Here is a 13,308-nt window from a genome sequence, read left to right on the forward strand (position 1 = left end):
AAGCCTCTGATTTATCAGAGGCTTTTTTGTTGGTGATGAGCAAATGTTTTTTATTAGCAGCACATCGCACTTTCGAAGATACTGGATAAATACTTCGTATTTTCCAGCATGACGTCGTTTGTCACATTATCACGCTGATAGCTGATAACTTGTCTCTTAGGATATTCGTCTTGCCCGAGTGCTTTTATCGGGCATCTGTTTCTAAGCAAAGGATTGAAAGGTCCCGGATAAAAGCCTCGGGGACGACGGTTTGATGGGCATATGATTGTTAATATCAACCCAACATCCGAATTGACCTTTAACCAGCCTGTGGCTTAAGTTGCGCTAGCAAAAATAGTACTGTCGCACTAACTACTACTGAAGGCCCCGCAGGAGTATCGTAGAACCAAGACATACTTAATCCTGTGCACACACAGATCATGCCTATAATAGAAGCCATAATTGCCATCTGCTCTGGACTGCGACATAAGCGTCTTGCGGTCGCTGCTGGAATAATCAATAGTGAAGATATGATCAATGCGCCAACAAATTTCATACCTACAGCGATAACCAAACCAATCATTAGCATAATCAGTAACCTCATCAATGAGATATTCACGCCTTCAACCGCAGCTAATTCTTCATTTACGGTACTGGAGAGCAGTGGTCTCCAGAATGCCACTAACAGAAGCATGACTACAGTTGCGCCCATATAAATGAACATAACGTCATAGTTATTCACCGATAGTAGGTCGCCAAATAGGTAGCCCATCAAATCGATACGAACGTTGTCTAAAAAGCTCACAGCAATAAGACCGAGCGAAAGTGCACTGTGCGCTAAGATGCCAAGTAGGGTGTCGGTCGCGACTAGTTGTTGTCTCTGCAGTGTTACCAAAATAATCGCTAGTGCAATACAGCATACGACTAGCGCCAAATAGAGGTTAATATCCAACAAGAAACCCAAAGCTAAACCCATCAGTGAAGCGTGGGCGAGGGTATCCCCAAAGTAAGCCATTTTTCGCCAAACCACGAAAGAGCCAAGAGGACCTGCGATAATAGCGATGCCAAAGCCTGCAAGTAGTGAAGGCAGTAAAAACTCAATCATGGGTATGTCCGTGTTTGTGATTTTGACATGAGGTAGCGTCTCCGGTCACAGGGTCGCCAGAGAGATCATGATGATGATGGCTGTGATGGTGCTGATAAAGGGCAAGACTCGAATCAGGGGTATCACCAAACATTTGCAGGTAACTAGGGTGATTTGAGATAGCCGAAGGCGTACCTGAGCAGCAAATATGGTGTTGTAAACAAATGACATTGTCTGTTTTTGCCATCACTAAATGCAAGTCATGAGAAATCATAAATACTGCGCAACTAAAGCGGTGACGAATGGTATCTATCAGGTTATAAAGGTCAACCTGACCTTGAATGTCGACACCTTGAGCAGGCTCATCTAGCACCAGTAACTGTGGTCTGATCAAAAGGGCGCGAGACAGCAGTACTCGCTGAGTCTCCCCTCCTGATAGCTTATGGACATCAGCCTTAATAAGGTGACTGGCACCCACAAGCGAAAGAGCCTCTTGGCGTTCTTGCTGGCTATATTTTCCAGCTAAACGTAAAAAGCGATCAACAGTAAGAGGCAAGGTTTCATTGAGTTTTAGCTTTTGTGGAACATAGCCAATACGCAGCTTGTTGTGTTTAATAACCTTTCCAGTATCTGTTTTTTGAAGCCCCAGTATCACTTTTACTAATGTGGATTTACCTGCGCCATTTGGGCCGACTAAGGTGGTGATTTCTGACTCATTAATCGAAAGGTTGATCTTGTCCAACACCTTTCGTTGTTCGAACTGAACAGTCACGTCTATTAGGGTGACGAGTTGCGTCATAGCATTAGCCCTGTGCATGGGTGGGATAACAAACTGAGGTTTTCTACCCCTGTTCACCCAAAGAGTAAAGTAAAATAATAGTGTGCAAACATACTTATCGTTTGCCAATTGCGAATGATATAAAGTAACATTTGCGCAGAAATTTGGCTATTGCAACGGAACCGCATTGATGAAACGTTTATTTTTATGCCTGCTCTCATTGAGCTTTGTTACTAGTGCTCAAGCAATTGAGGTGCTAAATAGTATTAAACCAATACACCTTATTACCCAAGAAATCACAAAAGGTGCGTCTTCATCGTCAGCACTACTTGGAACCAACATGTCACCTCATGATTACGCATTGCGTCCGTCTGATGTAAAAAAAGTTCATAATGCCGACCTGGTGATTTGGTTCGGTCATGATCTCGAAAGCTTCATGTCATCATTGGCAGAAGGCCAAGATAATGTATTAACTATCAGTGAACTCCCAGATCTAGATCTTCGCCACTATGCTGAGGGTCATCATGATCATGATGGTCATAATCATGGTAATACCGACCCGCATTTTTGGTTAGGTCCAAAGCAGGCAGGAACTGTCGCAAAAGCGATTGCCAATAAATTGGTCGAGTTGGATCCTGAGAATGCCGCATACTACAAAGATAATCTTGAAGCATTCATGAGCAACCTTCAGCTGACAACCAGTGAGATTAATGCGCAACTTGAACCTGTCCGTGATCATGGATTCTTTGTCTTTCATGACGGCTATGCCTACTTTGAAGAGTTCTTCGACTTAAATCACTTAGGACACTTTACGGTAAGCCCAGAAAGAAAACCGGGTGCGCGAACTCTTATTCAAATTAAAACGCGTTTAGCAGAAGGAGATGTATATTGTGTGTTCAGTGAGCCCCAATATACTCCAGCGGTGATTGAAACAGTCACACGAGGCAGCGATGTGAATACGGGTGAACTCGATCCGCTAGCCACAGATATTGAAGATGAACCGGGCGCTTATTTTGTTTTCTTGAAGCAATTAGCCGGTCAATTTGAGACGTGTTTGAAATAGATAATATTGAAACTTTCGCGAAGCGTTCTTTTTCATAGAGCGCTTTTTTTTGATTTAAAACAAGTGATTTTGTAACAAACTGTGTTACAGTTCGTGCAAATGATAACGATTGGCATTTAGATTATGAAGCTCGCTGAACTCACAATTGGACAAGAAGCCACCATTTCTTCTCTGAAACAATTAGATGGCTCGACTCGCAAGAAACTGATGGTTATGGGAATTCTTCCAAATACGCCAGTCACTCTCGTGCGCAAAGCACCTATGGGAGACCCGCTACAGGTCAGAGTTCGAGACGTTAGCGTTGCGATTCGTAAATCTACAGCAGAACAAATTTCAGTAGAGGTTGCATAGTGGACTACTCAATTCTAACCGTTGGTAATCCAAACAGCGGTAAAACGACACTTTTTAATGCCTTTACTGGTGCAAACCAAAAAGTGGGGAACTGGGCTGGTGTGACCGTTGAGAAAAAAACGGGCCTCTATTCTTTAGCTGGCGAAGAGTTCAGCCTGACTGACCTTCCTGGTATCTACGCATTAGATAGCGGTAATGACACCAACAGCTTAGATGAGACGATTGCTTCTCGTGCTGTGCTATCGACCCCTGCTGATGTGATCATCAATGTTATCGACGCTACGTGTTTAGAGCGAAGCCTATACGTAACGCTGCAGTTACGTGAACTAGGCCGCCCAATGATCGTTATCCTGAATAAAATGGATGCTTTGGCTCGTATTGGTCAGAAGATCAATATTAAAGGTCTATCTAAAGCGCTTGGTTGTCCTGTTATGGCAGTAACAGCGACGCGTATCAATGAGGTAAACAAGCTTAAAGCCGATCTGCATAAAATGCTGGCAACAGGCATTGAAGTTGAGCCTCTAGCGCTAGACTACGGCACTGAATTTGAAGAGGTTGTGTCTGATATTCAAGATCAGTTTGAAAATGACATGGTGAGCAAGCGTGCGCTGGCTATTCGTGCCCTAGAGAATGACCAACTTGTGATGCACACTGTGTCTTCTGAAGTAAAAGACGCTACAGCACAAGCCCGTCACTCTCTTGATATGGATATTGACCTGCACATTGCCGATGTGAAGTTCACCTTCTTGCATGGCCTGTCAAAATCATTTAGATCCACTGAAGGCAAGATCACGCGTCGCCTAAGCGAAAAAATTGACGCCGTTGTCTTGAATAAATGGATTGGCGTACCACTGTTCTTTGGCGTGATGTACCTGATGTTTATGTTTGCCATCAACATCGGTGGTGCGTTCATTGATTTCTTTGATATCGCCTTTGGTGCAGTATTAGTGGATGGAACACATGCTGTGCTGGATCCTATTTTGCCTGCATGGATGGTAACGCTACTGGCTGATGGTGTCGGTGGTGGTATTCAAACTGTTGCGACTTTCATTCCCGTTATCGCAGGTCTTTATCTGTTCTTAACACTATTGGAAGGCTCTGGTTACATGTCTCGTGCTGCGTTCGTACTTGATAAAGTGATGCAGAAAGTGGGTCTGCCGGGCAAAGCCTTTGTTCCATTGGTATTAGGCTTTGGCTGTAACGTACCTGCGATTATGGCAAGTCGTACACTAGACCAAGAGCGTGAGCGTCGCTTAGCCGCTTCTATGGCTCCGTTTATGTCATGTGGTGCTCGTCTTCCAGTATATGCTCTGTTTGCGGCTGCTTTCTTCCCTAGTGCCGGTCAAAACGTCGTATTTGCGCTGTATGTGATTGGTATTCTAGCGGCGGTATTCACTGGCTTTATCTTAAAAAACACTATCTATCCAGGTAGCAACGACAGCTTTGTTATGGAAATGACGGATTATGAAATCCCTCGTTTGCGTAACGTAATTATCAAAACATGGCAAAAACTGAAGCGCTTTGTATTTGGTGCAGGTAAAACCATCGTTGTAGTAGTGACCATTCTTAGCTTCCTTAACTCTATCGGTACTGACGGCAGTTTTGGCAACGAAGACAGCGAGAACTCGGTTCTATCTAAAGCCGCACAAGTGATTACTCCAGTGTTTGAGCCTATGGGTATCGAGCGAGATAACTGGCCAGCAACGGTGGGTATCGTAACGGGGATTTTCGCCAAAGAAGCCGTTGTAGGGACATTGAACAATCTATACGCATCACCTTCAGATGAAGAAGCTGAGTTTAACCTGATGGCTAGCCTAGAAGAAGCAGTAATGTCGATTCCTGAAAATCTAAGCGGTCTGAGCTTCAGCGATCCGCTAGGTATCGAAGTGGGCGACCTATCCGATACTCAAGCTGTCGCGGATGATCAAGAAGTAGACCAGTCAGTGTTTGCGAACTTGCAGGGTAAGTTTGCCAACGGTCATGCTGCTTTTGCTTATCTGTTGTTTATCCTGCTGTACACACCATGTGTAGCGGCAATGGGCGCATATGTTCGAGAGTTTGGTAGTCAATACGCACGCTTTATTGCGGTGTGGACTATGGGATTGGGTTACTTTGGTGCTGTACTTTACAACCAAGTGATGAATTTCTCGGCACATCCGGCTAAGAGCGTTATTTGGATTATAGCTGTGATGATTGTGTCGGTTGCAACCTACTTAGGGTTGAAGTATCAAGGCAACAAATTGCAATTCCAAGAACAAGAATCTGCGGTGTAAGACAACTATGATACTACAACAACTCAAGTCGTATCTTGAACAGCACGGCACCACTGAGAGAACCGTGCTTGCTAATCATTTCGGTCTGACCGAAGACGGTGTAGACGCAATGCTTCAAGTGTGGGTGAATAAAGGTAAAGTTACCCGCATGTTTGACACTATTAAGGGTCAAGAAAAGGGTGTGCGCTATACCATTAATCAAGGTATTAGCTTAAACGTTCAGATGTAAGCGAATTTAAGTTTTCCAATCGGCTAGGTGTAAACTGCTTGCAGTTGCCTAGCTTTTTTTTGCTTTTTTCTCGCTCTTCTCACGATTGACTTACTGTGATTGGTATAAGCCTTTAAGTCTACACTTCTTGGAAATCTATATTTTCTACACCGGTATCTTTACGCAGCTGCTGGTTCAGAGGGTAGCACCTGTTTGGGCTCACGACTCATCATAAGTGCCCCGCCGACTAGTAATACAGCACCTGCTATTTGCTGTGAAGTTAATGTAGCATCAAATGCTACCCAGTTGATGACGACAGCTGAAACAGGAAAGAATAATTCGGCAATAGTGCCGTATCGGGCAGGAACTCTTTCAAGCCCTTTATAATATATGAACATTCCCAATAGACCTGACAGCAATACCATGTAAAACAGGTTATCAAAACTGCCTTCAGATAGAGTGAAGTGTTCACCATAGCAGAGCATTACAATGGTGAGCGTAACTAGGGCAAGGCTAAAACGACCAGACATTATCTGCATGGTGTTATAACCCATCAAAGTAAGCTTGCGCCCATACACAGTTGAAGCTCCCCAAGCTAATACGGCCAGTAATGCTGAGCCATATCCCAGCAAGATAGCAATCAGCTTAGGGTCATAGTGCCAAACAGAGCCTTCTGACAATAGTTCTACAATATCCGGTGCGATCATCACGATGCTGCCGATAAGGCTAACGCTTGCCCATAGTACAAAGTGTTTCTGAAGCTTCTCTTTTAGCAAGAGAACCGATAGCGATATAGCCACGATAGGCTGAAGCTTTTGAAGCAAGATCACTATGGTCGGATTCATTAGGGTGAAGGCCTTGGTAAAGGCGAGCGTGCCAATGGCTGAACCAAGTACACCAATCAAGATGAAGGACAGTAGCGAACCCTTGATGTAGGCGAAGCGCCATCTAGGTACCGCAACTTGTAATAGAGCAATCATCACCACTAATACTATATGTTCAAAGAACACGATTTGTAGGGTGCTGTTAGTCTCCAAAAGAGGATAACGAAATAGGGTATCAGCAGCCCATAAACCAGCTGCGATCATTATAAAAACTATACCTGCCACGAGGATCTCCAAATTCACATCAGTAACGATAAGCTAGCTGATTAGATTGCTATATACGTGAACAGAGCTAAGAGGTTAGGCAATATGTTTCGCAAACCACAACAGATGGAACTTGGGAGTGGTTTTACGAAAACGAAATCTACACCAATACGAGTGCTCGTTTGGTGTTTGATACGCTATCAATTGTGTCACTTCTTTCATCCGGACTGTAACCGTCGGCTCTGGATTCACACCAGATCTGCTGTCCCTTCACTTGGTGAAGGCGCTCGTGGGCTCAAGCTAAGCTTTTACCACCGGTGGGGAATTTCGCCCCGCCCTGAAGTCCGTTTAAGGTAGCAAACTTTAGGCGGAGGGCAAAAGTTTTTTTGCAGCGGTAAGTTTTCATCCATCAGCCTGACTATCATTCATAACCAGCACTAGACGCATCATTGTAGAGGTCTCATATTCGCAGTCTCTGGGTTTTGAAGATCCCCGATAAGAGCACTCGGGGATGACAAGTACTTATTAGCCACAAGCCTTATTGTGGGCATTCATACACAACCAACACCAAACAAGTCATTGCCGAGGTCTTTTATCGGCAATCTCTGGGTAACAAGGCAGAATTACTTGAGAAGTTTTTATCCTACAATCAAAAGTTCTAACATCGTTATCGAGTGTTTTAGCAAGAGAGGGTGAGCAGTTATTTACTACGATTGGTATTAAATAGCAGGCAAAAAAAGAGACCTAAAGGGTCTCTTTTAATTTTTATCTGATAGCTAACAGCTTCAAGCAGTTAGCTATTTTCATTAAAGTTTCTTAGAAACTACAGCCGTTAGGCCAATGATAGCGATTGCAAGAATCATGATTGGACCTTTACCGCTTTCAAAGCCGCTTAGGATGCCCGCACATGCCACTACAGCAACAGCCACAGGGATGATGTACTTAACTAGGTTGTACCATAGACCGAATAGTGGGAAAGATACTTTACCGTCGTTAGTAATTTCTTTCTCAAGGTCAACGCGGTTTAGACGCCAGCCCGCAAAAATACAGATGAACATACCACCAACCGCTAGGAATACTTTGTCGGTCAGTAGGTCGAAGATGTCGAATACGCCAGTATCGAACAGTTTAGGACCTATGCCACCTAATGATAGAGAAGCAAACACGCACATAACAGCCATTACTGCACTTGCAGAAAGAACCGCTTTAACACGAGTCATGCCTTTTTCGTCGATTAGATAAGACACGACTACTTCTAGTAGAGATACAGAAGAAGTCAGTGCTGCAACCGTTAGACCAACGAAGAACATTAGTGCAAACAGAAGACCTGCGTGACCCATTTCAGCGAACAGCTGAGGAACAACAACGAACACTAGACCTGGACCTGCTGCAGGTTCCATGTTGAATGCGAACATTGCTGGGAACATAGCGATACCTGCTAGGAGAGCTACCGCAGTATCCATACCTACAACCATACCTGTAGTTTGAACTAGGTTCTCTTTCTTCTTCAGGTAGCTACCATAAGTGATCATACAACCCATACCAAGAGATAGAGAGAAGAACGCTTGGCCTAGTGCTGCTAGAACTGTGTGGCTATTTACTTGAGTAAAGTCAGGTTTGAATAGGAACTCAAGACCTGCGCCAGCGCCAGGTAGAGTAAGACCCTTGACCGCAACTACGATTAGGATGAGGAATAGCAAAGGCATCAAGACCTTGCCTGCTTTCTCTATACCACCAGAGATACCTTTACTCACAATAATAATGTTAAGTACTAGGTATGCGCCCATCCACATTAGTGGCTGGATCGGGTTAGAGATGAAGCCACCAAAGCTATCACCGATTGCTTCAGGGGTGTCAAGTAGGCCAGTAGCCACTTTAGGAATATACGCTAGAGCCCAACCACCCACTACAGGGTAGAAACCCATGATCAATAGACCACTTAACACACCAATTACGCCAACAAAGCTCCAACGCTTATCTGTTGATTTGAATGAGCCTACAGCAGAGCGGCTAGTATGACGGCCGATTGCAAACTCAGTCAGCATTACGCTGAAACCGATAACGATTACGAATGCTAGGTAGATAAGTACGAATGCACCACCACCGTTCTCACCCGCGGTGTACGGGAATTTCCAAATATTACCAAGGCCAACAGCTGAACCCGCTGCTGCCATTACAAATCCAAGTCTTGAACCCCAGTTATCACGAGGTGCTGCTGATGCATTTCCAGTCGCCACAATTACTCCAAATTTAATGTTGTGTTTTTACTACTCGGCGCCTTAAAAAGAGAGGTGTAAATAAATACTTACACCAGATAAGTTTTGAGTGACGCTCTAAGAGTGGCAAGTTAACCAGTTTGTGAATAAAGTTGAAACCCTTATGAGTGCATTTATCGGGCATTGGTCGCATAATTGCAGTCAATCGCTAGTTTATTGCACAATTATAAGATGTTCGTCCCTGAAAACACTCTGTTGCAAAATATTTTCATTTGAGTTGTTCAAGGAACTTTACGTGTTTTAGCGTCACTTTTTGTCTTTAGTTCTCTTATTCTTGAGAAACCCTGCAACATATAAACTCCAATCATCAGATTAATTAAATATTAAGTTTTCTTGCATTTATATTCGATTTGTTCGTATGTATTAGTGGTTTTTCACGCTGTTCCAGCCAAACTCTCGACTTAACCTCGCTAATGTCTTTAGTTCCTTTTCTGTTTCTCTATGAATCCATTGATGAATGTCTTTAACAATCTCGGAAGTGCCTGGGCAATGGCAGAAGTATTGCCATGCACTAGGCTGGATTTGAGCCGTGCTAGGGCAAACTAAATAACCGTGCTCTAGTTCAGGCAAGATCAATAGAAGGTCGCTCACGGTCACTCCTTGGCTAGATAGACAAGCACTCAGAGCAAGATCCAGAGTAAAGAAGGTAGTGTTGCGTATCTTTGAGTTGTCTTTGTGTCCAACACTGGCGAGCCAAGTTTTCCAATCATGGTGGTCAAGTGTTGGGTGCAATCGTGGCATAGTTAGTAGAGATTGCAGATTAGCCTCTTTTGAATAGAGTTCTTGAGAGCACACCGGCGCCATGTACTCATCTCTTAGAAACACTACATCGGAGCGGTTCTTGTATTGATGTGGGAGGCGAGAGTTAAGAATCAGCAAGTCATAGTCTGTAGACTTCAGCGCCTCATCCTCATCGATGGTCGGAATAACCACGATTTCATATTCGGGGTAGCGTTCTTGCAGTTGCTGTATCTTTGGTAGTAATGATCGAGTGGCATAACTAAGAGCGGCCTTAATCACGATTCTTTGCTGCTGATTGGAATGCCACGATTGTATTAAGGTTTGTACGCTTTGATAGTTTCGCTGTAGCACGGCAAATAGCTCAGAGCCTTGCAATGTTAGGTCGATGCTTCGATGTCCTCGTACAATCAACTCAATACCTAATCCCTCTTCGAGATGTTTTACCTGACGACTAACAGCGCTTTGCGTGACGTTTAGCTCATCGGCTGCCTCAGTAAAGCTAAGGTGACGGGCAACAGCCTCAAAGGTTTTTAAACTGTTATGGGAGTAGGGGATGTCGGGATAGGGTTTCATAACTTACACATGATCTCAGGTAATGCCAATGGACATAAATGTTAATTGAATCCTAACCTAATTAGCAGTACTTTGAGCCCAAATAATAGAGGGCTGTATGAAAAACATTCTTAAGCTGGCATTGCCACTGACATTATCACAACTCATCGCTATGGCGTTGGTACTTACCGATGTGTGGATGATGTCGAAAATCAGTGTCGCCGATCTCGCTGCTGGTGGATTGGGTGCCTCCGTATATTCGTTTGTTTTTCTTGTTGCTGGCAGTATTGTCGGCTGTGTCGCAAATCTTATTGCAATTGCTTACGGGCAAAGCATTGCGCGCCCAGATTTTGGTCAGCAGCAGATACGTTTTGCGGTCAAAGGGGCAGTGATGCTTTCTGTTTTGCTTAGCTTAGTGCTGAGCTTTAGCTTCTTGTTTGCGCCTCAGTTATTAGCAAAAGCTAAGCAGTCATCAGAAGTCATTGATATTGCGATGCTGTATTTGAATGCGCTGAAGTGGACAATGCTACCAACACTTCTGCTGCTTGTGCTTCGCGGTCTAACTAGCACCTTTGGTGATGTGCGCTCTGTAATGCTGATGTCTATTCTCACAGTGATCATCAATGTGCCAATCAGTTACTGCCTCGCTTTTACCCTAGATTGGGGTATTGCAGGTCTTGGCTATGGCACCGCAATCTCAGCTTGGCTTGTTTTAGTAGGCTATGGCACCTGGGTGTTTCGTCAAAGCAAGTATCAGCGCTTTGCACCGTGGGAAAATATGCACGAGTACACCCCAAGATTAATGGGACCACTTTTGTCTATGGGAATGCCCATTGCCCTAGCGGGAATGTTAGAACATGGTCTTATCTATGGCGGTACCTTAATGGCAGGCATGATTAGTGTGGCATCTCTAGCTCTACATCAAATCTTACTACAATGTTTGTCCTTTACTTGGAACATCAACTTTGGGTTCGCACAGGCTTCGGCTATTTTGGTGGGCAAAGAATATGGTGCGAACAATTATGACGGCATTAAAGTCATCGCCAAGAAGAGCTTTATCGCGGTTACTGCTCTGAGCTTTGTGATAGCTTTTGGCTTTATTGCATGGCCAGAAGCCATAGCTAATCTATTCCAATTGGACGCCGAGGGCAGTCATGAATTGACAACAATGCTAACGTCGATGATTTGGGTAGTGGCATTATGCTTTGTAGTAGATGCATGGCAGTTGCTAGCGATCAATCTATTGCGCGGCATGAAGATAGTGATGGTGCCGACTATAATGACGGCAATTGGTTACTGGATATTTGGGCTTCCGGCGGCATGGTACTTGATGAAAGCTTACGGGTTAGCGGGCATCTGGGGTGGTATTGGGGTTGGCCTTGGAGTGACAGGAGTTTTGTTATTGGCACAGCTGATTTATGAAACTAGGCGCTCTAGTAATCGAGAGCTGATGCAAACTGCCTGAGACTCACTTCTCAACTTGTGATTCCCTTAAACGAGAGATTCTTAGCATTTGATATACTCATTGTTAAATCAATTCAAAGAATGAGTGCAATATGTCAAAAACCGCAAAGATTCATAACGAAGATAAGCTAGTGAAAAAGGCGATAGAAGTCGGTACGAAAATGGCAAAAATGCAAGGGTTTGACCTGCCCAATTCGACTGGGCCACTCAAGGCTCAAGGTGTGTATTTATTCTTAGTCGGTGTTAATCAAATTACGCCTCTGCCAGACAGTAAACTCGACGGCCCTAACATCAAGCATCGTCTCGCACTTTGGATGCACAGCGTGTTACCCGATAACGACCCTCTGAAATAGTTCGAATCAACAATATTAAACCTCCGTTTATCGAAATCGATGCGGAGGTTTTTTTATTATCACACTCAACTTAAACTCAAAGCTAGAGTTACCTATTATCTGATTTAATTCGCCAGAGACTGATTCTACTGTTGAGAGTAAGTTATTTGTTTGCCAAAGGGTCTATTTTGCTCTTTGCTAGCTTCAAGTCTTCAATGATTTGCTGTGATATTTCAATAATCAAATTGCGAATGAATTGATGGGCAGGATCGTGATGCACGCGTTGATGCCAAAAACAGTGCAATGGGATCGGTGGGATCTCTTTAATAACGGTCGAATAAAAGGCATCTTTCCCTAGCCGCTGCGCGGCACCTGTAGCGAAAACCCCGACAATATCTGAACTTTCAATTATCGAAGACAGCACTGAGAAAGTGGAGGCTGTTGCGACAACGGTCCTGACTTTGCCTAGTCTTATCGCTAGATCATCAACGAGACCTTCCCCTAATGCTGTCGGAAATACTCGAACATGTGGATAGTCGAAAATGTCACTGATGGCGTGATTACTTTTAGCTAGAACATGATTACGAGAGGTCACTAAACTTAGAGGCATATTATTCAGCTGATATCCATAAAGTTGTGAGCTCAACTTAACAATAGCGTTGACCGCGATGTCTACTTTGCCTTCTAGCATCTGTTGTTCAACGTTTTTGGGCCAGTTAACGACATCAATCACAACATTAGGAGCAATTTCACGTAGCTTAGTAACAAGAATAGGTATTAGTGCCTCAGCTCCAATGTCTTGCATAGCAATGCGGAAATGTCGATTTAAGCTATGTGGGTCAAATTCATCAAAAAAGAGAACGTTGTCTACTTCGGATAGTAAAGCACTTAATTTTGGAGCAAGAGTGAGTGCTTTTTGTGTTAACTGCATTTCACGCCCAACCTGCACCAGTAGTGGGTCTTGAAGGCTTTCTCTAAGTTTATTTAAGTGATAACTGACTCCCGACGGTTGCATTGCCATTGTTTCAGCCACAACAGTGATGTTCGGGTTTTGCAGTAAATTATTCAGTATTCGTAGAGATTTAAGTTCTACATTTGCTAGGTGATCACTCTTCATTA

Annotated in this window: 12 protein-coding genes and 1 riboswitch; of the genes, 6 read left to right on the forward strand and 6 right to left on the reverse strand. The window is 43.9% G+C overall.

Annotated features, from left to right (window positions below; translation table 11 throughout):
- Nucleotides 1-298: 298 nt before the first annotated feature.
- Nucleotides 299-1,084, reverse strand: coding sequence for a zinc ABC transporter permease subunit ZnuB (gene znuB / locus OCU48_RS04035; protein WP_141343832.1), 786 nt, complete (start codon nt 1,082-1,084; stop codon nt 299-301).
- A complete protein-coding gene (gene znuC / locus OCU48_RS04040) occupies nt 1,077-1,862 on the reverse strand; it encodes a zinc ABC transporter ATP-binding protein ZnuC (protein WP_167496141.1) in 786 nt (261 codons plus the stop codon). Before znuC ends, znuB begins: the two co-directional genes overlap by 8 nt.
- Before the next feature lie 169 nt (nt 1,863-2,031).
- Here znuC and znuA point away from each other — a divergent pair, with 169 nt between their 5' ends.
- The 4 genes from znuA to OCU48_RS04060 all read left to right on the forward strand — a co-directional run bounded on the left by znuA (nt 2,032) and on the right by OCU48_RS04060 (nt 5,757).
- Entirely contained in the window at nt 2,032-2,904 is an 873-nt protein-coding gene (gene znuA / locus OCU48_RS04045; protein WP_141343834.1) for a zinc ABC transporter substrate-binding protein ZnuA, read from the forward strand.
- Between the two features lie 123 nt (nt 2,905-3,027).
- Entirely contained in the window at nt 3,028-3,255 is a 228-nt protein-coding gene (locus tag OCU48_RS04050; RefSeq protein WP_141343835.1) for a FeoA family protein, read from the forward strand.
- Entirely contained in the window at nt 3,255-5,528 is a 2,274-nt protein-coding gene (feoB, locus tag OCU48_RS04055) for a Fe(2+) transporter permease subunit FeoB (protein WP_141343836.1), read from the forward strand. The genes OCU48_RS04050 and feoB overlap by 1 nt, the downstream gene beginning before the upstream one ends.
- 7 nt (nt 5,529-5,535) lie before the next feature.
- On the forward strand, nt 5,536-5,757 hold the full coding sequence (locus OCU48_RS04060) for a FeoC-like transcriptional regulator (RefSeq protein WP_141343837.1): 222 nt from the start codon (nt 5,536-5,538) through the stop codon (nt 5,755-5,757).
- A gap of 158 nt (nt 5,758-5,915) precedes the next feature.
- Here OCU48_RS04060 and OCU48_RS04065 read toward each other — a convergent pair whose 3' ends face one another.
- The 3 genes from OCU48_RS04065 to OCU48_RS04075 all read right to left on the reverse strand — a co-directional run bounded on the left by OCU48_RS04065 (nt 5,916) and on the right by OCU48_RS04075 (nt 10,414).
- The gene (locus OCU48_RS04065) at nt 5,916-6,845 is read right to left on the reverse strand and encodes a DMT family transporter (protein ID WP_141343838.1); all 930 of its coding nucleotides are present in this window, start codon (nt 6,843-6,845) and stop codon (nt 5,916-5,918) included.
- A 185-nt stretch (nt 6,846-7,030) separates the two neighbouring features.
- Nucleotides 7,031-7,173: riboswitch (FMN riboswitch) on the reverse strand.
- 457 nt (nt 7,174-7,630) lie between these two features.
- Nucleotides 7,631-9,061 (reverse strand): sodium-dependent transporter, encoded by a 1,431-nt coding sequence (locus OCU48_RS04070; protein WP_141343839.1) that lies wholly within the window; start codon nt 9,059-9,061, stop codon nt 7,631-7,633.
- A 402-nt stretch (nt 9,062-9,463) separates the two neighbouring features.
- Complete coding sequence (locus OCU48_RS04075; protein WP_141343840.1) at nt 9,464-10,414, reverse strand: LysR family transcriptional regulator; 951 nt, start codon at nt 10,412-10,414, stop codon at nt 9,464-9,466.
- Nucleotides 10,415-10,511: 97 nt separating this feature from the next.
- Here OCU48_RS04075 and OCU48_RS04080 point away from each other — a divergent pair, with 97 nt between their 5' ends.
- Entirely contained in the window at nt 10,512-11,858 is a 1,347-nt protein-coding gene (locus tag OCU48_RS04080) for an MATE family efflux transporter (protein WP_141343841.1), read from the forward strand.
- A gap of 91 nt (nt 11,859-11,949) precedes the next feature.
- On the forward strand, nt 11,950-12,210 hold the full coding sequence (locus OCU48_RS04085; RefSeq protein ID WP_141343842.1) for a DUF5062 family protein: 261 nt from the start codon (nt 11,950-11,952) through the stop codon (nt 12,208-12,210).
- 142 nt (nt 12,211-12,352) lie between these two features.
- On the opposite strand, the gene OCU48_RS04090 is transcribed toward OCU48_RS04085, so the two are convergent.
- Nucleotides 12,353-13,306: a LysR family transcriptional regulator gene (locus OCU48_RS04090; RefSeq protein ID WP_141343843.1), complete on the reverse strand. Its 954-nt coding sequence runs from the start codon at nt 13,304-13,306 to the stop codon at nt 12,353-12,355.
- Nucleotides 13,307-13,308: the final 2 nt, after the last annotated feature.

The sequence above is a fragment of the Vibrio inusitatus genome (assembly GCA_024346935.1).
Taxonomy (GTDB): domain Bacteria; phylum Pseudomonadota; class Gammaproteobacteria; order Enterobacterales; family Vibrionaceae; genus Vibrio; species Vibrio inusitatus.